We start from the raw sequence: 22,764 nt of genomic DNA, 5'->3' as shown, positions 1-22,764 counted from the left end.
AAAATCTCCGACGTCCCCACTGTGGGGAGGACTCCGCACGCGGCAGGACATCGCGCCGGCACGGCCTTAGCGTCCGTAGATGTCAGCTCCAATGAACAACGCACTGCCCTGAAGGGAGAGCCGTCGATGGCCCACTACAACCTCTATGAGTCGATAGGGCTGGATCGTGCCCGACCCAGCGAGGAGCTTGCGGAGGAGATCCGGCGTCGGCTGAACGCCGGGGACACCGGCAACCCGGGTGGCGCGGATGAGCTGCAGGTGGCTCTCGACATCTTCTCCGAGCCGAGCCGGCGTTCGCACTACGACACGATTCTCGACGACCCGGATCAGCCCGAGCTGCGCATCAGCGGCCTGCGCAAGATCGCCGCCGAGGGCGGCTCCGGCGCTGCGGAGGCGGCCGGTGCCGCCTCCGGCAACGGTTCCGGGGCCGGCTCCACCGTGAGCCCGCAGGAATCGCAGCAGGATCAGCAGCAGGCCGCGTCGGGGCAGTTCCCGCAATTTGGCCAGTACGGCCAGCCGCAGCCGGGTCAGTACCAGCAGTTCGCCCAGCCTCAGGCGGGCCAGCAGTTCGGGCAGGCGCAACAGGGCCAGTACGGCCAGTTCGGCCAGCCGCAGCCGGGCCAGTACCAGCAGTACGGCCAGCCCCAGCAGGGCCAGTACGGCCAGTTCGGCCAGCCGCAGCAGGGGCAGTACCAGCAGTACGGCCAGCCGGGGCAGCAGCCCCGGCAGTCCGCGGTCGCGGGGGCGAAGAACGCCTTCTCCGGCGTCGGGCAGAAGCTGTCCGGAGCGACCGGCAACCTCAAGGGCGAGTACGCGCGCTCCTCTGGCAAGGCGATCGCCGTCACCGCCGTGGCGACTGCGTTGGTCTGCCTGCTCGTCTTCGGCCTGGTGTGGTGGCTCGTCGGCGGCAGCGGCACGGGCGGAGGCAAGCCCGTGAAGATGGCCGAGGAGTTCATCTCCAAGGGCACCGACCGGGACCGTGTCGACTGGCTCAACGAGCACTTTGACCCCGACCTGGCGGAAGACCTGTTCGGGGGAGAGGGCGGATGGGAGGAATCCCCGAGTTCCGAGGACTTCAACGATGTCTACACCGACGCCGTGGGGGCCGGATCGGTCCAGGTCGTCGGTGACGGTGACTATGGTTCTTCGATGAATCTCATGGGGTCGGTTGACGATAAGACGTTCATGGAGGCTGTCGAATCAGAGACCGGTATCACCGCGCTGCATGTGGTCGGTGTGGGTAACGGTGAGACCGACGTGCCCAAGGCCTGGCTGATGTTCGCTCAGGTGGACGGCGACTGGCGCGTACTTTTCCCTGCGGAGGCTCAGGAGGCTGACGACTTGGAGGACGTCATCGCCTTTTAGCTTCAGGGGATGCGCGTTCCCAGGCTGGTACCTGAGGGGACGGGGCGCGTGCTGATCTTGCGGCATTCGACTGCTGACCGGCAGCACAGATTTAGAGTCGCCTGCGCTTTCCGCCCTTTCAGAGGTGGGGACAGTTCCCCGTACCGGGAGGATTCCGGCCCGTCGGTTCTGTAAATTCCTGAAAAGCCAGTCCAAATGAATTGCTTGAATCTTTGAAAGGATGGCCAACGATGGCCCACTACAACCTCTATGAGTCGCTCGGTCTGGACCGAGCCAAGCCCAGCGAGGAGCTGGCGGCGGAGATCTCCCGTCGGCTGAACGACGGCGACACCGGGAACCCGGGTGGCGCGGATGAGCTGCAGGTGGCTCTCGACATCTTCTCCGAGCCGAGCCGGCGTGCCCGCTACGACGCGATCCTCGACGACCCGAGCCAGCCCGAGCTGCGCATCGGTGGTCTGCGCCAGATCGCGACGGAGGCCGGCGGCCCCGCCGCCGAAGACCCGCAGGGGCCGTCGCAGGATCCGCAGATGGGGCAGCAGCCCGCGTCCGGACAGTTCCAGCAGTTCGGCCAGCCGCAGCCGGGCCAGCAGTTCGGCCAGCCGCAGCCGGGCCAGCCGGGCCAGCAGTTCGGCCAGCCGCAGCCGGGCCAGCCCCAGCAGAGCCAGCAGTCCGGTTTCTCGGGGCAGGCCGCCACCGCCGCCGCCGGCGCGAAGAAGGCTTTCGCCGACGCAGGCGAGAAGCTCTCCGGCGCCTCCGAGAACCTCAAGGGCGAGTACGCGAAGTCCTCGCGCAAGGCGATCATCGTCACCGCCGTCGTGACGGCGGTGGCCTGCCTGCTCGCCTTCGGGCTCTTCTCCTGGATCACCGGTGGGTCCGGAGGCGACAAGCCCGTGAAGATGGCCAAGGAGTTCGTCAAGAAGGACACCGACCGGGACCGCGTCGACTGGATCAACGAGCACTTCGACGCCAGCTTCACCGAGAAGCTGACCGACAACGAGTACGACGCCGAGGAGCTCAACGACTACTACACGGACTTCGTCGGTGTCGGTTCCGCCGACGTCCTCGAGGACGTCGACTACGGCGCGTACCGGGAAGTCACCATGACCGTGGACGATCAGCCGTTCTTCGAGACCGCGGAGTCCGAGGCCGGGATCACCGAGGTGCACAGGGTGTCCGTGGGGGACAAGGACTCCGGTGTGCCGAAGGCCTATCTCACGTTCCTGAAGCGGGACGGCGACTGGTACTTTGCGAACGTGAACAAGGTCCGTGAAGCCGATGCCCTCTCCGGCAGAATCGACTAGGGTACCGCGCCGTATCGGCCTCTGAGCACCCTTAATCCAGAAAGTGACGGCCACGCATGAGCACGCACGACTACTACCGCAGCCTCGGGCTTGACCCCGCGGCCGACTCGGCGAGCCTGGTCCGGGAGATCGGCCGGCTCGAGTGGGGAGCCGACGCCCGCCGGCCCGAGCGTGCTCAGGAGCTGCATCAGGCCCGTCACATCCTCGGCGACCCCGACCGCCGCGCGCGCTACGACGCGCTGCTGGCCGAGGAACGCCGCCGCGCGGCCGCGCCCCGGGGCGGTGCCACTGCGGCCGGCGCGACGGCAGCGGGCGCAACGGCTGCGGGAACGCCTGCGGGCCAGGTTGCCGCGACCAACTCCTTCGCCGCGGCCCCACCCGCGCCGCACACCTCGCCCGCCCCGGAGCAGGAGAAAAACGAGGAGAAGAAGGAATCCAAGCGCCGCGGGCTGCTGCCCGTCATCGCCGGCACTGCGCTGGCCACCGCGGCCGTGTGCGCGCTCATCGGCGCCGGCGCCTGGTGGGCGACCGGCAGTGAGAGCGGCGGCGACGGCGAGACGGCCGCATCGGAGACGGTCACGGAGACGGTGACCACCACGGCGTCGCCAAGCGAGGCGCCGGACGACGCGCGCCTGGGTGAGGTGCGCGCGCTCGCCGAGGAGTTCGTGGGGCTGCGCGAACGCGATCAGATCGAGGGCTTCATCCGCGCCCACGGCGTGCCCAACCAGTTGGACAAGCAGGTCGACCACCACCTCGGCGAGGACAAGGACTTCTCGCCGGAGGCCGTCTTCGGCACGCCCGAGCCGAAGGTGCTCGACGTGGTCGACGCGACGCCGAACTTCGCCACCCGCTACGCCGTCGAGGGCGTGCCCGCGGCGCAGTCGCTCGCCGACCACGGCGTGACCGCGCTCTACCTGGTCACCGTCGGCAACGCCGGCAACGACCAGGAGACCGCCTCGCTGGCCTTCATGGAGCGCGACGGCGGGCTGCAGTACATCCGGGTCGGCCGGCCCGCCCAGACGTTCACCCCCGAGGACATGGACCACGTGTTCAGCGAGGACGGCGACCTCGGCGCCGTGGAGTTCTAGAGTCACGCGACGACGGCGGGCCGGCGACGCCGCCCGCGGAAGGACAGAGAAGGAAGCATGAGTCAGCAGGGATGGGGCCGCGGGCCGCAGGCCGAGGACGGCGGACCCGACGAGTGGCACAACACCACGCCGGCCCAGGACGCCCCGCCGACCGTGCAGGGGCCCGTCACCCCGCCCGAGGACCAGTTCGCCCGTGACCTGCGCGAGCGCGGCACGGTCATCCTGGACAAGATCGGCGAAGGCGGCATGGGCCGCATCTACCTCGGCCGCGACGAGAACCTCGACCGCAAGGTCGCCGTCAAGCGGCTGATCGAGGAGGTCGGCTCCGACGATGAGAACCGGCGCCGCTTCCAGCAGGAGATGCGCACGCTGGCCAAGATCAACCACTCCGCGGTCGTCGACATCTACGACGGCGGCGTGACCCCGCACGGCGAGGCGTACTTCACCATGGAGTACATCCCGGGCACCAACCTCAACGACCAGATCCGCAGCCGCAAGGAGTGGGACTCGCCGTTCACCGTCGCCGAGACGGTGCGGCTGCTGCGCCCCATCGCCGGCGCCCTGGACCACATCCACACCCGGATCAGCCCGCCGGTGATCCACCGCGACGTCAAGCCGGGCAACATCCTCATCCCCGGCGGCCGCGGGCGCGACGTGGCCAGCATGCTCACCGACTTCGGCATCAGCCTGACCCCGGAGTCGACCCGGGTCACCCAGCTCTCCGCGATCATCGGCACCGATGGCTACCTGGCGCCCGAGCTCTACCCGGGCAAGGAGGCCGGCCGCCAGGGGGTCATCCACCCGCAGCCCTCGGCGAACACGGACAACTACGCGCTGGCGCTCATCGCCTTCGAGATGCTCACCCTGGTGCAGCTCAAGGACACCATGACCCAGTCGCAGTGGCTCTACGACCGCAGCTTCCCGGACATCTCGGAGCTGCGCTTCGCCGAGAAGGAGGAGCCCCACCGCGAGGCCGTCCGCGGCGTCCTCGAGCGCGCGCTCTCCCAGGTCCCGGCCCGGCGCTACAGCAGCGCCGTCGAGTTCATCGACAACCTGGCCCGCGCCGGCGCCCAGGGCGGCGACTCCGCCGGCCAGCGCCGCTCGCGCAGCCCGCGTGCCTACCCGCCCCAGCACGACGTGCCCACCCGCATCGAGCCCGCCGTCGCCCCGGGCACCCGACCCGCGCCGACCGCGCCCGCGGCATTCACCGGCACCGCCCAGGCCGTCGGCCAGCCGCGGCGCAGGAGCGGCGCCGGAATCATCGCCGGCATCGCCGCGGTGGCGGTGCTGGCCGCCGGCGGCGTCGGCGCCTGGTGGGTCCTCTCGCACCCGAAGTGGTCCGGGCAGGACCGCTCCGTGGCCGCCGCCTTCGACAACATCACCGGCGAACGCGAGGGCCGCGGCGACTGGTCCGAGGTCAGCTGCCACAGCGCCGCCCCGGACGAGGGGCAGGCCGCGAAGATCGTCTGCTCCGGCGACGGGCTCGGCGTCACCCTGGCCGACTACGGCGACCAGAACACCCGCGACCGCTACGTCGAGGGCGAGGCCGTGCAGCTGGGCAACGACCAGTGCACCGTCGACGTGGTCGACGTCGACACCACCGACGGCAGCGCGTACGTGATGCTGCCGGGTGCGGAGCGCTCCCGCTTCCTGGCTATGGTGTGGGGTGACCGAGCCGACTCGATGAAGAACAGGATCCCCATATGCTGAGCAGCCAGCCCGCCGGCACGGAGAGCGCCGGCTCTCCGCTGCTGCGACTCGATGACCTGATCGGCCAGTCCACGGTCGTCGAGGCGCCGCAGGAACTCATCGTCGGGCGTGCCGGCAACTTCGTCGTCGGTGAGGACGACCAGTTCCTGCACCGTCGCCTGCTGCACTTCTGGTGCAGTGCGAACCAGTGGATGGTCAAGAACGTCGGCAGCCGCGTGCCCGTGGACATCGAGCCGCGCAGCCGCGGCAGCTTCGCGCGCACCGACCTGGGCCCGGGCGCGCAGACCCCGTTGGCCCCCGGCGCCTCCGCCATCGTCTTCTCCACCTCGGAGCGCACCTACGAGCTGCACGTCGACGTCTACACCCCCGGTGTCCACGGCCCCCGCTCCACGTACACGCCGGACACGGCCACCGCGACCGTCGGCAAGCACGTGCCCAACCAAGAGCAGCTCAAACTGATGCAGGCGCTGGCCGCGCCCCTGGCGCGCCAGCCCGGCACGGACGACTCCGCCATCCCGGACGTGGCCACCGTCGCCCGGCAGCTCGGCTGGACGGAGAAGAAGGTCAACTCCAAGATCGACTACCTGTGCCGCAGCATCGAGAAGTCCGGTCCGCCGATGCCCAAGCCCTACCGCATCTCGCTGGCGCGCTACGCCTACGAGATGGGCTACCTCAGCTAGCCCGGGACACAGAGACGCCGACACCCCGCACCGGATCCGGTGCGGGGTGTCGGCGTCTTTCCGGCAGGCGCTGGGCCGGGCCCGGCCCCCGGACGTGTGCCGGGCGGCTCAGGCGACGGCCCGGTCCGGGGCCTGCAGATGACTACTGGGCGTTGTGGTCCGAGGTCCCCTTGTCGTCGCCCTCGGCGACCTCACCGGAGACCGGCTTGGCGTCGGAGCCGCCGCGCTGCTGCGGCTGCTCGTAGAAGCCGTACTGGCCGCCCTGCTGGCCCTGCGGGGCGCCGTACTGGCCCTGCGGGGCGCCGTACTGCTGGCCGCCGTACTGGGCCTGAGGGTTGCCGTACTGCTGGCCACCGTACGGCTGGCCCTGCGGGCCGCCGAACTGCGCCTGCGGGTTGCCGTACTGGCCCTGCGGGCCGCCGTACGGCTGACCGCCGAACTGCGGGCCGCCGAACTGCTGCTGGGTGAATCCACCCTGCGGGTTGTACTGGCTGGCGCCGCCGGCGGCGCCGATGCGGTTCTGGAAGCCCTCGGTGTTGCTGCCGTAGGCCATGTCCCAAGACTGACCGCCCGCGGAGGCGGAGTAGATGATCTCGTTGGCCTTCTCGCGGAACTCCTCCAGGGTGGAGGCCTCGACGAAGGAGACGGTCGCCTCGGTGGTGCCGCCGCCGTTGTTGGTGATCTCCAGCGAGGAGAGCACGCTGTTGGCGGACAGGAAGCCGAAGATGAGGGCGAGCAGCAGCATCATCAGGGCGGCGCCCACGGACTCCTCGAACATGTTGATGGAGCCGAAGAGGAAGCACACGGCGACGAACGCGAAGAGGAGCAGGGGACCGACCTTGACCGTCCTGCTGGTGGTGGTGCCGGCGATGGCACCGATGGGCATCGAACGCTCCTGGAAGCCCATCGGGATGATCCCGAGGAAGGAGTTCGGGGCCTTGATCAGCAGGCGCTTGTTGGTCACCAGCATGGTCGACCTCAGCCAGTAAAACAGGAGGTTGGGGCGGAAGTCCCGGGCGTACAGGCCCTGCTCGCCGGGGGCGAGCTTGATGTTGTTGCTTACGCTCATATCGAGTCCTTTCGAGGTCGTCTTCGCGCGTCTGTGCCGTCGCGGGGCACAACAGCTGTCATCTCGTTGAAAACAGACTGAGTAGGAGTGTAGAGGGTGGTGCTTATCCGGGCGAACGGGCTACGGAACGGTCCCCACGTTGCGCCTTCACCGCGCCGCCCGCCTAGGGGTGCCGTCGCGGCGAACCACTAGACTCGGTGACGTGAAATACATCTCCACGCGTGACGCCTCCCGCACCCCCGCGACCTTCACCGACATCCTGCTCGGCGGCCTGGCCCCGGACGGCGGCCTCTACCTGCCGGCCGAGTACCCGCAGGTGGACGCGGAGACGCTGGAGAAGTGGCGCGCCCTGCTCACCGGGGACGGCTACGCGGCGCTGGCCGCGGAGATCCTCAAGCTCTTCGTCGACGACATCCCGGCCGCCGACATCGAGGCCATCACCGCGCGGGCCTACCGCACCCCCGTCTTCGACGACGAGGAGATCGTGCCGGTCACCCCGCTCGACGACGGCGTGCACCTCGGCCACCTCTCCCAGGGCCCCACGGCGGCGTTCAAGGACATGGCCATGCAGCTGCTCGGCGAGCTCTTCGAGTACGAGCTGGCCCGCCGCGAGACGACGCTGAATATTTTGGGCGCCACCTCCGGCGACACCGGCTCGTCCGCCGAGTACGCCATGCGCGGGCGCACCGGGATCCGCGTCTTCATGCTCACCCCGGCCGGGCGGATGACCCCCTTCCAGCAGGCGCAGATGTTCGGCCTGGACGACCCGAACATCTTCAACATCGCCCTCGACGGCGTCTTCGACGACTGCCAGGACGTGGTCAAGGCCGTCTCGGCGGACGCCGACTTCAAGGCCCGTCACCACATCGGCGCGGTCAACTCCATCAACTGGGCGCGCCTGATGGCCCAGGTGGTCTACTACTTCTCCTGCTGGCTCAAGCTCACCGACGGCCCCGGCCAGAAGGTCTCCTTCTGCGTGCCCACCGGCAACTTCGGCGACATCTGCGCCGGTCACATCGCCCGCCAGATGGGCCTGCCGATCGACCGCCTGATCGTGGCGACCAACGAGAACGACGTCCTCGACGAGTTCTTCCGCACCGGCCGCTACCGCCCGCGCTCCTCGGCGGAGACGCAGGCGACCTCGAGTCCGTCGATGGACATCTCGCGCGCGTCCAACTTCGAGCGCTTCATCTTCGACTTGAACGGCCGCGACGCCGGGCTCACCGCCGAGCTGTTCGGGCGACGTGTGCGCGAGGGCGGCTTCGAGCTTGACGACGCCGCGGTGCGCCGCGCGGCGGACGAGTACGGGTTTGCGTCGGGTTCCTCCACGCACGCCGACCGCCTGGCGACCATCCGCGAGACCCACGAGAAGCTGGGCGTGATGCTGGACCCGCACACCGCCGACGGCGTGCACGTCGCCCGCGGGCTGCGCGACGAGATCGACTCGCCGATCGTGTGCCTGGAGACGGCGCTGCCGGTGAAGTTCTCCGAGACGATCCGCGAGGCCACCGGGCTCGAGCCCGAGGTGCCGGAGCGTTTCGCCGGGATCATGGACGCCGGGCGGCACGTCACCGACATGCCCAACGACGCCGAGGCCGTCAAGAAGTTCATCGAGGACTCGATCGCCGCCCACGACGCGCGGTAGCGGCAGGGCAGGCGGCGTCCGGGCGGGTCGGTGGACCCGCTGCGGGGCGCGGCGGGCCCGTAGCGCCGCTGCCTGCGGGGTCCGCGAAGCCCGCGTGGGCGGGCGCGCGCCCCGGTAGGGTGGGCTGCCTGAAGGCCGCCGCGACGCGGCCGACGTCAAGCGAAGAGGAGAGGCGAGACCATGGCGCAGGAACGATTCGCAGGCCCGGAGTACTTCACCGAGTTCGACCCGGAGCGCTTCGCGGCGCAGCTGACCGGTGGGCTGCTCGGCCAGGACGAGCCCGAGACGCAGAACCCGGAGACCGCGGAGGGCGCGGGGGACGCCGGGGCCGCTGAGGAGTCCGGGGCCGATGGGGAGGCCGGCGCCGCGGAGTCCTCGGACAGCTCCGACGGCGAGGTCCGCGTCGGAGCCGACGGCGAGGCCCGCGTCAGCGGTGAGGACCGCGACGACTCCGGCGAGGCCGAGGTCGAGGACGGGGAGCGCGCCTGATGGCCCGGCACAAGGACACCGGGGCACTTGCTGATCTGCTCAGCGGGCTGGCCGCCGATGTCGACGGGCTGATCGGCGCCGTCGTCGTCGAGCTGTCCGGCTCCACCCGCCTGGCCGGCGGGGGAGAGGCCGAACCGGCCGCCGACGCCGTGGCCGCCCTGGCACGGGCGACGACGTCGGTGGCGCTGAGCACGGGAGCCGGCGAGCGCGTCGGGACAGAGCCGGGCGCCCCGGAGGTGCCGGAGCAGACGGTTGACGCCCTGGTGCGTGCCGGCGACCGTCTCACCCTCGTCGTACCGGCCGGCCGCGAGGTCGCCCTCGGCGTGGTGGTCGAGGCCGCGGCCGTGGACCCCGCGGTGCTGCGCTGGGTGGTCGCCCGGCACCTCGAGCAGACCCCGCTGGCCGAGGCCGCGGAAGCTGAGCTGGCCGCCGCCCCCGCGCGGGACCGGAGGGAGATCCCGCCGGCGGGGGAACCCGTGCCTGCACCGGGTGGTGACTACGAGTTCTCCGTGCCCCCGCGTCTGGATGAGGTGCATCCCACTGAGGAGGATTCGACGAAGGAGCCGTCGGGGGAAGAACACGAGACTGAATCCACGGCGCCGGTGAACTCCGGGTGGGGAACCGCGGGCGAGGCCCAGGGGAACGCGACGCCGCAGGTTGCGGCGGAGGAGAGCACGCCTGCTGCGGGCGGTGACGGCGCGCGGCTCGTCGAGCCCGAACCGCTGACCGAGCAGCGCGGCGAAAAATTCGACTTCGAGAGCTGGCTGGCCGACTACCGCGCCGGCGGCGAGAAAGAGGACTGAGCACGAATGGGAACTCCGGACTTCGTCGTGGAGCTGCGCAAGAAGATCGGGCACGACCACCTGTGGATGCCCGGTGTGACCGCGATCGTGGTGCGTGACGTGCCCGCGGGCGCGCCGCTGGGGGCGACGCCGAAGATCCTGCTGGTCAAGCGTTCGGACAACGGCCAGTGGACGCCGGTGACCGGGATCGTGGACCCCGGCGAGGACCCGGACGTGGCCGCGATCCGCGAGGTCAAGGAGGAGACCGGCCTGGACGCCAAGGTCGAGGCGCTGCTCGGCGTCGGTGCCGTCGGGCCCACCGAGTACCCCAACGGGGACCGTGCCAGCTACATGGACACCTGCCTGCGTCTCTCGGTCCCCGAGGACGCCGAGCCGGTGGTCGGGGACGAGGAGTCCACCGAGGTCGGCTGGTTCGAGGCGATGCACCTGCCGGTCACCAACCCGCGCCTGCGGATGGCGTGCGGCGACGCGGTGGCCCAGCTGCGCCACCCCGAGGGTTTCGAGACCCGGATCGGCTGGCACAAGCGCGGTCAGCCGGGGCGTACCGCCTACTGAGGCGGGCCCGCGTACCGGGACGGGCTCACGGCGGGGGTGCCGGGGCCGGCGAACCGGAAAGGTCGCGCATCGGGTGCGCCCGTCCTGCTCGCACGGGCGCGTGGATGATTCCTCGTTCTGGCCGCGCCATTTCGGGTCGGACCATTTAAGATAAGCGCACGGCACTGAATTTCGCGGTCCCCCTGCGGGGACCGTGTCCGTGAACCTCCGTCTGCGCAACGAAAGGTCCGAAACCATGGCGCGTAAGCACCTGTCCCGCACACTGGCCGGCGTGATCGCGGCGAGCGCGATCATCGCCGCCCCGACGGGCGTCGGCGCGACCGCCGTGGTGTCGGCCGAGGAGATCAGCGGTGCGGTGGGCGCCGGGGCGCAGGACGCCGGGAAGCCCTCGGCCGCCCCTGAGCCGGTCAGGTACGAGGATCTCCGGAAGGGCCCGGACACCGAGCGCCCCGAGCTGACCGTCGAGAAGGACACCCCGGCCGCGGAGATCGTCGTCAAGGTCGCCGGCGTGGAGAAGGGCGACTGGGTCGCCTTCAGCTACTTCCTGGACGAGGAGAAGGACGCGGAGGGGAAGGCCCCCGAGCACAACGTGCTCAGTGACGAGGACGAGGCTGCGCGGGCCGAGGCTGCACAGAACAGCGAGGGCATTGAGCCGGCCGGCACCTGGTGGCAGGCGGGCGAGAAGAACGAGATCCGGCTGCCGGCGGACAAGCTGCCGGAGACCGGCAAGTACACGCTCGTCGCGCAGGGGGCCAAGGACGCCGAGGCCCCCGAGCGGGAAAAGGCGGTCGGCTGGCACGAGGTGACCGCGGAGGAGCTGCCGGAAGTCCCCCGTGAGTCGGAGCCGAACACCCCCGACCCCGTCGCGCCGGGTTCCACCACGCCCACGACGACCACCGGGGAGGACGGTGGGGTCACCCCGGGAACCCTCGACGGCACCGTCGGGGCCATCCTCGAGATGTTCGGCACCGCGGTGGACTTCGGCCAGGAGATCAACTCGGCCCAGTCGCCGGAGTCCACCGCGAACTCGACGAAGAGCTCCAGGTCGACCGCGGCGAACGCGCCGGGTGACGAGACCCGTGCGGAGTCGACCTCCGGCGGCTCCGACCCGCAGGAGCCGGAGCCCGGCCGCGCCCGTGCGACCTCCGGCGGCTCGACGTCGGGCGGTCCGGCCTCCGGTGGCTCGAACTCCAACGGCTCGGCCTCCAGCGGCGCGGGCTCCAAGTCCTCGGGATCCGGCTCGAAGGCCGCCGCTAAGTCGGGCAAGTCCTCGAACTCCGGTAAGTCGGGCAAGTCCGGTAAGTCCGCCAAGGCGACGAAGGCGAAGTCCGGCAAGTCGACCAAGGCCGAGAAGGCCGGCTCCAAGCCGGAGAAGGCCGCGAAGAACCCGGTCGAGACCACCGACGAGCTCAAGAGCTCCAACGCCCACGGCGTCAAGGGCGCCCTCGAGGGCGACCGGATGCTGCTGACCGTCCCGGAGGCCGAGGCCGGCGACTGGCTCTACGTCTACGTCTTCAGCGACGACAAGGCCCCGGAGGGCCTGGGCTGGATGAAGGTCGACAAGAACAAGCAGATCAGCGTCGACACCTCGGACCTGGGGCCGGGCGTGCACAAGTTCGCCCTGGTCAACGAGGACGACAAGCTCGTCGGCTGGAACGGCGTGCAGTTCCCCGACGAGGCACAGGACGGCGCGGCCGAGAAGAACGTCGCCCCGCAGGCCGAGTCCGAGGTCATGATGGGCGCGTCCGACTGGTCCCTGATCGCCGGTTCCCTCGGCATCGTCGCGCTCTCCGCGTTGGGCGCCTTCGTCTGGTGGCGCACCCGCACCCTGGGTTAGCACCCGGCCCCGCCCGGTTCGGTCTGGTCCGACCCGGGCATCATCTTTCCCGCCGACACCGCGATCCCGACGCACAACCCACAACCAAGGAAACGAAAATGTACCGCTCAACAGGATGACTCCGCACCTCCGTCCCTCCGTCGCCCTCGGCGTCGTCACGGCGTCGCTCACCGCGGCCCTCACCGGCCCCGTCACCGCCGTGGCCTCGGCGGCCGAGGCGACGGCCTCGCCGGAGGGGATCCTGGCCGCGGACGGGGCCGGTCACTTCCCGGTGCTGGGGCTGACCATCGGTGCCTGCATCCTTGTCGTGGGCCTGGCGGCCGTGGCCGCGTTCGTCTACATCAAGCGCCGCGAGCTGCAGGCCGCTGAAAAAGCCGCGGCAGCGGAGCCTGACGGCTACCCGGCCGAGGAACTCGACGGCTACCCGGCCCCGGAGGACGGCGCCTACTCCGACGCGCACCCCGACGAACACCCGGGCGCCCACGGTTGGGCCGCCGAGGGCGGGGCGAGCCGCGTCGTGCCGCGCGACCCGGACACGACCCGGTTCGACAGCCCCGACGGGCGGTAGCGCGCCGGAACGCAGACGCGCGACGGTCCCGCGGTGCAGTGCACCGCGGGACCGTCGTCAATTTACCGGGGCTCTAGCAGTCGTAGTAGAGCTCGTACTCCAGCGTCGTCGGCCGCTGGCGGGCCGGCTGGATCTCGGTGTCGTACTTCTCCCGGATGTAGGTGTCGATGAGGTCCTCGGTGAAGACGTCGCCGTCGGTGAGGAACTCGTGGTCCTCGGCCAGGGCGTCGAGCGCCTGGGAGAGCGAGGCCGGCACCGTCGGGATGCCCGCGGCCTCCTCCGGCTCCAGCTCGTAGAGGTCCTTGTCCACCGCCTCGCCCGGGTCGATGCGGTTCTTGATGCCGTCCAGACCCGCCATCATCATCGCCGTCAGACCCAGGTACGGGTTGCCCGAGGGATCCGGCGCGCGGAACTCGATGCGCTTGGCCTTCGGCGCGGAACCGGCGGCCGGGATGCGGATGGCCGCCGAGCGGTTGCGCTGCGAGTAGGCCAGGTTGATCGGCGCCTCCGAACCCGGCACCAGGCGGTGGTAGGAGTTCAGCGTCGGGTTGGTGAACGCCAGCACCGCGCTGCCGTGGGCCAGCAGGCCGCCGATGTAGTGGCGGGCGGTCTCGGAGAGCCCGCCGTAGCCGTTCTCGTCGTAGAACAGCGGCTCGCCGTCCTTGTAGAGCGCCTGGTGGGCGTGCATGCCGGAGCCGCCGTCGCCGTCGAGGGGCTTCGGCATGAAGGTGGCCGAACGCCCGTTGCGCTTGGCGGTGTTCTTGACCACGTACTTGAACTTCTGCAGGTCATCGGCCGCGTGCAGCAGGGTGTTGAAGCGGTAGTTGATCTCCTGCTGGCCGCCCGAGCCGACCTCGTGGTGGGCGCGCTCGACGTCGAAGCCGATCTGCTCGAGCGTCTCCGAGATCTCGTCGCGCAGGTCCTGCAGGTGGTCGTAGGGGGCCACCGGGAAGTAGCCGCCGTTGGTGCGCACCTTGTGGCCCAGGTTGCGCGAGCCGTCCGGGTTGTGCTCCGCGCCGGTGTTCCACCAGCCCTCCTCGGACTCCACCTGGTGGAAGGAGGCGTTGGTCTGGGTGTCGTAGCGCACCGAGTCGAAGATGTAGAACTCCGCCTCGAGGCCGAAGGTGCAGGTGTCCGCGATGCCCGTGGCCGTAAGGTGCTCCTCGGCCTTGCGCGCGATGTTGCGCGGGTCGCGGGAGAACGGCTCGCGGGTGAACGGGTCGTGGACGAAGAACTGCATGTTCAGCGTCTTCGACTTGCGGAACGGGTCGATGACCGCGGTCGACAGGTCCGGCAGCAGCATCATGTCGGACGCCTCGATCGAGGTGTAGCCGGCGATCGAGGAACCGTCGAAGGCCACGCCGTTGTGGAGCGACTCCTCCGAGATCTGGTCGGCCGGCACGGACAGGTGCTGCTCGATGCCGGGCACGTCGGTGAAGCGGACGTCGATCCAGTTGACGTCGTTGTCACGGATGTAGGCGATGAGTTCTTCCGGTGTGGAGAAGTTCACGGTGATCAGTGCCCCGGTCGGGGGCTGCGTTCCTTTCGGGAAGCGTCGGGTGCAGGTGTGCTTATATCCACAGGCTAATGATGCGCGCCGGGCGAGGCCCCCGGTCGGGTGTGACGGGGCCTCACCCGGCGGGCGGGGAACGGGCCTCAGGAGAGGACCGGGTTCTCCCAGAGGTTGAGCTTGGTGCCGATGCCCTTCTCGAGCGCGTGCTCGTAGAGGTCGTGGGCCCACGCGACGTCCTCGACGGGCATGCCGCCGATGGAGTAGCAGAAGATCTGCTCGTCGTTCTCGCGGCCCGGGGCCTTGCCCTGGGCGATGTCGCCCATGTTGACCAGCTTCTCGGCCGGCAGCGTGCCCTCCTCGCACATGTCCCACCAGCGGTTGCCGGGGATGCCCAGCAGCTGCTCGTAAGTGACGTCCGGGCCGTTCTCGTGGAACCACTCGCGGTAGAGGCCGTCGAAGTCGAGCACCAGGTTGGCCTCGTCGGAGGTGATGAAGTCGTCGTCCAGGCGGGCGGCGGCCGGCATGAGCAGCAGCGCGCCCGGCTTGATCCACTCGCGCTTGAAGTAGGGGAAGCCCGACGGGCCCTCGTCCGAGGTCGACGTGCCGGCGATGACGATGTCCGAGCCCTCGATGGCGGCCTGCTCGCTGTCGACGATCTCGACGGCGACGTCCGGGAAGTTCCCGCGGAACCAGTCCGCCGCCCGCTTGGTCGAGCCCTCGCTGCGGCCCTTGATCTTGACCTTGTTGATCGACGGGCGCTGGGAGACCGCGGCGGCGAAGATCGTGCGGCTCATGACGCCGGGCCCGATCACGCCGACGGTCTCGGCGTTCTCGACGGCCAGGTGCCTGACGCCGACGCCCGGCACGGCGCCGGTGCGGTAGGCGGAGAGCAGGTTGGCGGACATGATGGCCTTCGGTGCGCCGGTGACGGCGTCGTTGAGCACGAAGACGTGGATGGAGCGCGGCAGGCCGTGCTCGCGGTTCTCCACGTTGGAGCCGTACCACTTCACGCCGGCGCTGCGGAAGCGTCCGCCCAGGTAGGCGGGCATCGCCATGAAGCGGCGGTCCGGGCCGTCGGCCGGCATGCCCTCGTGCTCGGGGTTCGCGGGGAAGTTGATCTGGGCGCCGTGCGAGTTCGCGGAGGCACCGGCCATCCGGTAGTCGCCGTTGGCCAGGAGGATCAGGACCTCCTCCATCGCCGACACGCAGGCCGCGGAGTCGGTCACGCCGGCCTCGATCATGTCGGGCTCGGAGAGGTAGAGGAAGTCGATGCGGGGAGCTTCGGGGAATCCAGAGGTCACGCGATAACTTTCCGTGGGTGCGGCAGGGCGCGACGCGCCTCGGCCGGGGTGTTATCCGGCTCGGCGGGGTCTCCGGTTTCCGGGGCAGCGCCTGCTCGGGCTCTCACCCGGGGCGCGCCCCGTCGGCCGTTCGGCGCGTGGCGTCCCTGCCTGATTGGCTAGTTCGTCCGCCGGACGATCTCTCAACCGCCGTCATTCACGTTAACGCATAAATCCAGTACACGTTTGTGAAAATTCGCTGATCGGGCGCTAACCCCCTGTTGAGGCATGAAATATATGCATGGTGAACGTATACCCATTAACGGGGGTGATTGGGCGTATCCGGCACCCTGGGGCGGGTTCAAACCCCGGGGGCGGGAGGGGTGATCGTGCTGAAACCGGCCCCGCGGCCCGCTTCGGGCGATAGGCTGTTGGCCATGCGTATCGGAATTATTGGCGCCGGCGCGGTCGGCGGCCTGTTCGCGGCCCGGCTGGCGGAATCGGGCGCGGACGTCGCCGTCGTCGCCCGGGGCGAGACCCTGGAACGGATCAACGGCGAGGGACTCACCCTCATCCACGGCGGCGGGGAGCTGACGGTCCAGGTTCCCGCGGCCGAGAGCTTCGACGAGCTCGGCGACGTCGACGTCGCCGTGCTCGCCACCAAGGTGCTGCCCGGGCAGGAGAAGTTCCCCGGCGTGCCCGAGGGGGTGCCGGTGGCGCTGACCCAGAACTCCGTCGAGGTCCCGCACCTGGCCGCCGATGCCTTCGGCGCCGGGCACGTGTGGCCGGGCGTGGTGCGCGGCTTCATGATCCACCGCGGCCCCGGCGTGGTCGAGCTTGCCGACGGCCCGTTGAACTACCACGTGGGTACCTTCGACGGGGAGCCCGACGAGCGCGTCGACGCACTCGCGCGCCTGCTCACCGACGCCGGCATCCCCGCCAAGGTTTACCCGGACATCTGGGTCGACGTGTGGACGAAGGCCATGTTCGTCACCCCGTTCGGCGCGCTGGGCGCGGCGGCCGAGCGCCCGCTGGGCTACGTGCGCACCGAGCTGCGCGACCAGTACACCGCGCTGCTCGAGGAGGCCGCGCGTGTGGCCTGGGCCAGCGGGGTGGACCTGCCCGACGACGCGGTGGCCCGCCAGCTGGGCTTCGCCGACTCGCTCGACGCGGAGGCCACGACCTCGATGCAGCGCGACTACCTCGCCGGACGAGTCAACGAGCTGGACTCGCAGGCCGGGGCCGTGCGCCGGCTCGGGGAGCGGTACAAGGAGCCCACACCGCTCTTCGACCAGCTGCAGGGAATCCTCGAGGCGCGCTTCGGGCGTGACTGAGGTTCTTCGCCGAGGCTCCGTGCCGGCGCGCGGGGCACCGGCCCCGCCCCCTCACGCAAACCGCGCGAGGTAGCGCCCCGTCGCCGAGTCCGCGTTCGCCGCGACGTCGCGCGGCGTGCCCTCGGCGACCACGCGCCCGCCGTCGGAACCCGCGCCCGGGCCCAGGTCGATGACGTGGTCCGCGCGCGTGATCACCGCCGGGTTGTGCTCGACGACGATCACCGTCGCCCCGGCGTCGACCAGCCGGTCGAAGAGTCCGACCAGCACGCCCGCGTCGGCGACGTGCAGGCCCGTCGTCGGCTCGTCGAGGACGAAGAGCGTGGCCTTCTCGTTGAGGTGCGAGGCCAGCTTGAGCCGCTGCCGCTCGCCGCCCGAGAGGGTCGTCAGCGGCTGCCCCAGGCGCACGTAGCCCAAGCCCACATCCACCAGATAGCCCGCGATCCGTGCCGCGGCCGGCACGCGGTGGTCGGCGTCGGCGAAGAACCCCGCGGCCTCGGCGGCCGGCAGGTCGAGGACCTCGGCGATGTCCAGCCCTCCGAAGCGGTGCTCGAGCACCGCCGCGTCGAAGCGCCGGCCCTCGCAGACCTCGCAGGGCACGTCCACGCCCTGCATGAAGCCTAAGTCCACGTAGACCACCCCGGCGCCGTTGCAGTTCTGGCACGCGCCGTCGGAGTTGGGGGAGAAGAGCGCGGGCTTGACCCCGTTCTCCTTGGCGAAGGCCTTGCGGATCGGGTCCAGCGCCCCGGTGTAGGTCGCCGGGTTGGACCGCCGCGAGCCGGAGATGGGCGACTGGTCGACCCACACGGTCTTCTCGTCCGGCTCGATCGCCGCCAGCAGCGAGGACTTGCCGGAGCCGGCCACGCCCGTGATCGCCGTCAGCGTCCCGCGCGGCACGTCCACGTCGAGGTCGTGCAGGTTGTTCGTCGCCGCCCCGCGGATCTCCAGCACCCCGTCGCCGGGGCGGCACTCCGCGTCGGCCTTGAGCTCGTAGCCGACGTCCATGTGCCGGCCGGTGACGGTGTCGGCGCGGCGCAGCTCGTCGACGGTGCCCTCGAAGACGATCTCGCCGCCGGCCGAGCCCGCGCCCGGGCCGAGCTCGACGACGCGGTCGGCGATCTCGATGGTCTGCGGGCGGTGCTCGACCACCAGCACCGTGTTGCCCTTGTCCCGCAGTCTGAGCAGCAGCGTGTCCAGGCGCTCCACGTCGGCCGGGTGCAGGCCCGCGGTGGGCTCGTCGAAGACGTAGGTGACGTCGCTGAGCGCGGAGCCGACGTGGCGGATCATCTTGATGCGCTGCGCCTCGCCGCCCGAGAGCGTCGAGGCAGGCCTGTCGAGCGTGAGGTAGCCCAGGCCGACGGTGACGAAGTTGTCCAGCGTCTCCCGGATCGCCCGCACCAGCGGAGCCGAGGACGGGGCGTCGAGCCCGCCGAGCCACCCGGCGAGCTCGCGGACCTCCATCGCGCACAGCTCGGCGATGTTCTTTCCCGCGATCCGCGACTCGAGCGCGTGCGGCGCCAGGCGCGTGCCGCCGCAGTCCGGGCAGGGCCCCATGGTCACCGCGCGGTCGACGAACTCGCGCATCGCCTTCTGCAGCCCCGAGCGCTCCTTGGTGAGCACCGACTTGGTCAGCTTCGGGATCAGCCCCTCGTAGGTGGAGTTGTGCCCCAGGTAGTTCATCCGTCGCGGCTCGGCCCACAGCAGCAGGTCGCGCTGCTCGTCGGTGAACTCCCCGACCGGCACGTCGGTGGGGTAGAGGCCGGAGTCGGCGTACTGGCGCAGGCTCCAGGAGCCGGGCTTGTAGCCGGGCACCTTCACGGCGCCGTCGTCGAGGGAGAGCGCCGCGTCCACCACCTCGTCGACGTCGAACACCCCCGCCCAGCCGGTGCCCTCGCACGTCGGGCACATGCCACCCGTACGCCGGAAGTTCTTCAGCACCTTCTTGCGCCCGCGGGCGTCGGTAATCGCGCCGCCGCCGCTGACGCTGGGCACGTTGAAGGAGTAGGCGCCGGGGCCGCCGGCGTTGGGCTCGGCGATGTGCGAGTAGAGCACGCGCAGCATCGCGGTGACGTCGGTGGCCGTGCCGACGGTGGAGCGCGGGTTGGCGCCCAGCTGCTCCTGACTGACGACGATCGCGGTGGTCAGCCCCTCGAGCGCGTCGACGTCCGGGCGCGCGAGCGTGGGCATGAAGCCCTGCACGAAGGTCGAGTAGGTGTCGTTGATCAGCCGCCGCGACTCGGCGGCGACGGTGTCGAAGACCAGGGAGGATTTCCCGGAGCCGGAGACCCCGGCGAAGACGGTCAGGCGCCGCTTCGGGATGTCCAGGCTGACGTGGCGCAGGTTGTTCTCGTTGGCTCCGCGCACAGAAATGAGGTCGTGGGCGTCGGCGGGCTTCGCGGGCTCATTCACCCGCGCGAGCCTACCGTCGCGCCACGACCTCCGCGCGCCGTCTAGCAGTCGAAGTACATCTCGAACTCCTGCGGGGTCGGCCGCAGGCGCACCGGGGTGATCTCGTTGTCGTACTTGTAGCTGATGTAGGTGTCCACCAGGTCCTCGGTGAAGACGTCGCCTTCGGTGAGGAACTCGTTGTCCTCCTCGAGGGCCTTCAGCGAGGCCTCCAGCGAGGTCGGCGCCTGCGGGATGGACTTGGCCTCCTCGGGCGGCAGCTCGTAGAGGTCCTTGTCCACCGGGGCGTGCGGCTCGATGCGGTTCTTGATGCCGTCGAGGCCGGCGAGCATCATCGCGGCCAGGCCCAGGTACGGGTTGCCCGAGGGGTCCGGGGCGCGGAACTCGATGCGCTTGGCCTTGGGGTTGGAGCCGGTGATCGGGATGCGCACGGCCGCCGAGCGGTTGCGCTGCGAGTAGACCAGGTTGATCGGGGCCTCGAAGCCGGGCACCAGGCGGTGGTAGGAGTTCAGCGTCGGGTTGGTGAACGCCAGCACGGCCGGGGCGTGGGAGAGGATGCCGCCGATGTAGTAGCGGGCGGTGTCCGAGAGGCCCGCGTAACCGGACTCGTCGTGGAACAGCGGCTTGCCGTCCTTCCACAGCGACTGGTGGGCGTGCATGCCGGAGCCGTTGTCACCGGCGAGCGGCTTGGGCATGAAGGTCGCGGCCTGGCCCATGCGGTGCGCGGTGTTCTTGACGATGTACTTGAAGGTCTGCAGGTCGTCCGCCGCGTGCAGCAGGGTGTTGAAGCGGTAGTTGATCTCCTGCTGGCCGCCGGTGCCAACCTCGTGGTGGAAGCGCTCGATGTCGAAGCCGGAGTCCTTGAGCACGCGCACCATGGCGTCGCGGGCCTCGGTGGTGCGGTCGTACGGCGGCACCGGGAAGTAGCCGCCCTTGACGCGGGTCTGCTGGCCCAGGTTCGGGGTGCCGTCCGGGTTGGTCTCCTCGCCGCGGTTCCACCAGCCCTCCTCCGAGTCGACCTCGAAGAAGGCCTTGTTGATCTCGGTGGAGTAGCGCACCTTGTCGAAGAGGTAGAACTCGGCCTCGAGGCCGAAGCTGCAGGTGTCGGCGATGCCGGTGGCGGCCAGGTACTCCTCGGCCTTGCGGGCGACGTTGCGCGGGTCGCGCGAGAACGGCTCGCGGGTGAACGGGTCGTGGACGAAGAACTGGATGTTCAGCGTCTTCGAGGTGCGGAACGGGTCGATCTTGGCCGTGGCCAGGTCCGGCAGGAGGTTCATGTCGGACTCGTCGATGGTGGTGAACCCGCGGATCGATGAGCCGTCGAAGGCGAGGCCCTCCTCGATCGCGTCCTCGTCGAAGAGGTCTGCGGGGATGGTGAAGTGCTGTTCGACACCGGGGACGTCGGTGAAACGGACGTCGACGAACTCGACCTCCTCGTCTTTGATGAACTTCAGGACGTCTTCGGTCGAATTGAAGGCCACGGTCTCTCCTTGCCAGGGATGTTCTGCGCTCTGCGGCGCAGGGCGGACGGTTCGTGGGCCCGAGTATAGGGGGTTAACTGTCGCGCGACTAAAAATTCTTCCGTCCGCGACGGGCTCACCCGTCCAGGGTATCGCGCGAACGTCGCGCACGGGGCACCGGCCACCCCCGCGGTTTCGGGCGTGCATTAGCCTGGTGGGCATGACTCAACCGCGCCGCAGCTGGCTCGACGGGCCGGCGATCCCCTCCGAGTACGAGAGCGAGTCCCGCGTCTCCGCCTACCCCGGCGAGCTGCTGGGACTGCCGGAGCACGGCCCGGGCGCCCTGGCGAGCGTCACCCGCCGCGCGGGCGGCGTGCTCATCGACTGGGTGATCTGCTGGATCCTCGGCGGCTTCACCCACATGTTCTCCGAGTGGCTGGGCACGGCGACCTACACCTACCTGTACTTCCTGCTGCTCGGCTTCGCCTCGTGCCTGTTCTTCGCGCGCACGCCCGGCCAGGCGGTGCTCGGCATGGGCGTCGCGCGCGTCGACGAGCCCGGCCAGCGCGTCGGCCTGTGGCGCTCGGCGGTGCGCGTGCTGATGACCGGCACGATCTTCCTGGCCGCCATGGTCGACTCCGACGGGCGCGGCGTCCACGACCGCGTCACCGGCACCGCGGTCATCCGCGGCTAGGCGTTCGCAGAAAAGATTGACGACGTCGCGCGGCGCGACGTGGCGAAGACCCCGCCGGGGGAGTGCTTCTCCCGGCGGGGTCTCCGTCTGTCTGGGGCCGCGTGAGCGGCGGACGCGCGTTACTTGTTCTTGTTGCGCTCCTGGGCGCGGCGGGCGCGGCGGTTCATGCCCGAGACCTTCGCGCCCTTGGGCAGCGGGCCCTTGGGCAGGCCGGCCATCGGGTTGGCCCCGGCGCCGTGGTTGTCCATCGCCTCGATGCGGGCGTTGATGGGGTAGACGTCGTTCTTCTTGTAGTTGCGCGGCAGCTTGATCATCTCGCGCTGCAGGCGCTTGAGCGGCACCTGGCCCTCGCCGTCGCCGACGAAGAGCTCGTAGACCGGCACGCCGCCGACCAGGCGGTTGAGGCGGCGCTTCTGCTGGGCCATCAGCGGCTTGAGGCGGTGCGGCTCGCCCTCGCCGACGAGCACGATGCCCGGCACGCCGACGACGCGGTGCACGGCGTCGAGATGGGTGGTCATGGCCACCGAGGTCTTGGTGAACCAGACGACGCCGACGGTGTTGCGCATGTTCTCCAGCGCCCAGCCGGCGGCGCCGGGGGAGTCCTGCGCCTTGTCGTAGACGGAGCTCTCGATGCGGCGGGTCATCACCCACAGCGCGGCGAGGACGCCGAGCAGCAGGCCGATGACGAGCATGAACCACCTGCCACCGGTGAACGAGCCGATGACGAAGAGCAGCACCGCCGGGACGACGACGGCCAGCAGCATCAGCGGGATCAGCCACTTGTCCTGCTTGCGCTGGATGTTGAAGGCCTGCCACAGCTGGGTGACGTTCTGCCTGCGCTTGGCGCGCTTGGCCTTCGACTCTTCCTTCTTCGCCGCCTTGTCCGCGGCCTTCTTCGCGTCTGCCATGCCCTCAACAATAGGGGATGGGCCCCGGCGCGAGGCCGGGGCCCATGGTCCGCGGGTTAACC

19 protein-coding genes are annotated in these 22,764 nt (G+C 70.1%); 13 read left to right on the top strand and 6 right to left on the bottom strand.

Translation table 11 applies throughout. The features are described from left to right. Positions 1 to 126: 126 nt before the first annotated feature. From CFRA_RS11740 to CFRA_RS08275, 5 genes are all read left to right on the top strand, one after another. Complete coding sequence (locus CFRA_RS11740; RefSeq protein WP_075664263.1) at positions 127 to 1,365, top strand: hypothetical protein; 1,239 nt, start codon at positions 127 to 129, stop codon at positions 1,363 to 1,365. Positions 1,366 to 1,595: 230 nt separating this feature from the next. Continuing rightward, on the top strand, positions 1,596 to 2,666 hold the full coding sequence (locus tag CFRA_RS08290; RefSeq protein WP_075664262.1) for a hypothetical protein: 1,071 nt from the start codon (positions 1,596 to 1,598) through the stop codon (positions 2,664 to 2,666). Positions 2,667 to 2,722: 56 nt separating this feature from the next. Then, positions 2,723 to 3,754 (top strand): hypothetical protein, encoded by a 1,032-nt coding sequence (locus CFRA_RS08285; RefSeq protein ID WP_075664261.1) that lies wholly within the window; start codon positions 2,723 to 2,725, stop codon positions 3,752 to 3,754. A 57-nt stretch (positions 3,755 to 3,811) separates the two neighbouring features. After that, entirely contained in the window at positions 3,812 to 5,464 is a 1,653-nt protein-coding gene (locus CFRA_RS08280; RefSeq protein WP_075664260.1) for a serine/threonine-protein kinase, read from the top strand. Next, entirely contained in the window at positions 5,458 to 6,144 is a 687-nt protein-coding gene (locus CFRA_RS08275) for a hypothetical protein (RefSeq protein WP_075664259.1), read from the top strand. The genes CFRA_RS08280 and CFRA_RS08275 overlap by 7 nt, the downstream gene beginning before the upstream one ends. Before the next feature lie 142 nt (positions 6,145 to 6,286). Here CFRA_RS08275 and CFRA_RS08270 read toward each other — a convergent pair whose 3' ends face one another. Then, the gene (locus CFRA_RS08270; protein WP_075664258.1) at positions 6,287 to 7,213 is read right to left on the bottom strand and encodes a hypothetical protein; all 927 of its coding nucleotides are present in this window, start codon (positions 7,211 to 7,213) and stop codon (positions 6,287 to 6,289) included. Positions 7,214 to 7,415: 202 nt separating this feature from the next. Here CFRA_RS08270 and thrC point away from each other — a divergent pair, with 202 nt between their 5' ends. The 6 genes from thrC to CFRA_RS08240 all read left to right on the top strand — a co-directional run bounded on the left by thrC (position 7,416) and on the right by CFRA_RS08240 (position 13,110). Next, complete coding sequence (thrC, locus tag CFRA_RS08265) at positions 7,416 to 8,858, top strand: threonine synthase (RefSeq protein ID WP_075664257.1); 1,443 nt, start codon at positions 7,416 to 7,418, stop codon at positions 8,856 to 8,858. 180 nt (positions 8,859 to 9,038) lie between these two features. Further along, positions 9,039 to 9,347, top strand: a complete 309-nt coding sequence (locus CFRA_RS11610) for a hypothetical protein (RefSeq protein WP_156887992.1) — start codon at positions 9,039 to 9,041, stop codon at positions 9,345 to 9,347. Continuing rightward, complete coding sequence (locus CFRA_RS08255; protein ID WP_075664256.1) at positions 9,347 to 10,150, top strand: hypothetical protein; 804 nt, start codon at positions 9,347 to 9,349, stop codon at positions 10,148 to 10,150. Before CFRA_RS11610 ends, CFRA_RS08255 begins: the two co-directional genes overlap by 1 nt. A 6-nt stretch (positions 10,151 to 10,156) precedes the next feature. Beyond that, positions 10,157 to 10,705 carry an NUDIX hydrolase gene (locus CFRA_RS08250; RefSeq protein WP_075664255.1) on the top strand — a complete coding sequence of 183 codons (549 nt, stop codon included), beginning with the start codon at positions 10,157 to 10,159 and terminating at the stop codon, positions 10,703 to 10,705. A 235-nt stretch (positions 10,706 to 10,940) separates the two neighbouring features. Beyond that, positions 10,941 to 12,542, top strand: coding sequence for a hypothetical protein (locus CFRA_RS08245; protein WP_075664254.1), 1,602 nt, complete (start codon positions 10,941 to 10,943; stop codon positions 12,540 to 12,542). 115 nt (positions 12,543 to 12,657) lie between these two features. Further along, positions 12,658 to 13,110: a hypothetical protein gene (locus CFRA_RS08240; protein ID WP_075664253.1), complete on the top strand. Its 453-nt coding sequence runs from the start codon at positions 12,658 to 12,660 to the stop codon at positions 13,108 to 13,110. 73 nt (positions 13,111 to 13,183) lie between these two features. On the opposite strand, the gene glnA (CFRA_RS08235) is transcribed toward CFRA_RS08240, so the two are convergent. Together glnA (CFRA_RS08235) and CFRA_RS08230 are read right to left on the bottom strand one after the other, a co-directional pair. Further along, positions 13,184 to 14,620, bottom strand: a complete 1,437-nt coding sequence (glnA, locus tag CFRA_RS08235; RefSeq protein WP_075664252.1) for a type I glutamate--ammonia ligase — start codon at positions 14,618 to 14,620, stop codon at positions 13,184 to 13,186. Positions 14,621 to 14,766: 146 nt separating this feature from the next. Next, complete coding sequence (locus CFRA_RS08230) at positions 14,767 to 15,924, bottom strand: ornithine cyclodeaminase family protein (protein WP_075664251.1); 1,158 nt, start codon at positions 15,922 to 15,924, stop codon at positions 14,767 to 14,769. Positions 15,925 to 16,340: 416 nt separating this feature from the next. Here CFRA_RS08230 and CFRA_RS08225 point away from each other — a divergent pair, with 416 nt between their 5' ends. Beyond that, positions 16,341 to 17,237: a 2-dehydropantoate 2-reductase gene (locus tag CFRA_RS08225; RefSeq protein WP_075664250.1), complete on the top strand. Its 897-nt coding sequence runs from the start codon at positions 16,341 to 16,343 to the stop codon at positions 17,235 to 17,237. A 51-nt stretch (positions 17,238 to 17,288) separates the two neighbouring features. Here CFRA_RS08225 and CFRA_RS08220 read toward each other — a convergent pair whose 3' ends face one another. Continuing rightward, a complete protein-coding gene (locus CFRA_RS08220) occupies positions 17,289 to 19,643 on the bottom strand; it encodes an ATP-binding cassette domain-containing protein (RefSeq protein ID WP_075664249.1) in 2,355 nt (784 codons plus the stop codon). Positions 19,644 to 19,684: 41 nt separating this feature from the next. Beyond that, entirely contained in the window at positions 19,685 to 21,121 is a 1,437-nt protein-coding gene (gene glnA / locus CFRA_RS08215; protein ID WP_075664248.1) for a type I glutamate--ammonia ligase, read from the bottom strand. A gap of 199 nt (positions 21,122 to 21,320) precedes the next feature. On the opposite strand from glnA (CFRA_RS08215), the gene CFRA_RS08210 reads away from it, so the two are divergent. Further along, complete coding sequence (locus tag CFRA_RS08210; protein WP_075664247.1) at positions 21,321 to 21,794, top strand: RDD family protein; 474 nt, start codon at positions 21,321 to 21,323, stop codon at positions 21,792 to 21,794. A gap of 119 nt (positions 21,795 to 21,913) precedes the next feature. On the opposite strand, the gene CFRA_RS08205 is transcribed toward CFRA_RS08210, so the two are convergent. Then, entirely contained in the window at positions 21,914 to 22,702 is a 789-nt protein-coding gene (locus CFRA_RS08205; RefSeq protein ID WP_075664246.1) for a DUF4191 domain-containing protein, read from the bottom strand. Positions 22,703 to 22,764 lie beyond the last annotated feature (62 nt).

The sequence above is a fragment of the Corynebacterium frankenforstense DSM 45800 genome, assembly GCF_001941485.1.
In the GTDB taxonomy this organism is placed as follows: Bacteria; Actinomycetota; Actinomycetes; order Mycobacteriales; family Mycobacteriaceae; genus Corynebacterium; species Corynebacterium frankenforstense.
Note: the sequence above shows the minus strand (reverse complement) of the source record. Positions and strands in the feature narration are given on the sequence as shown.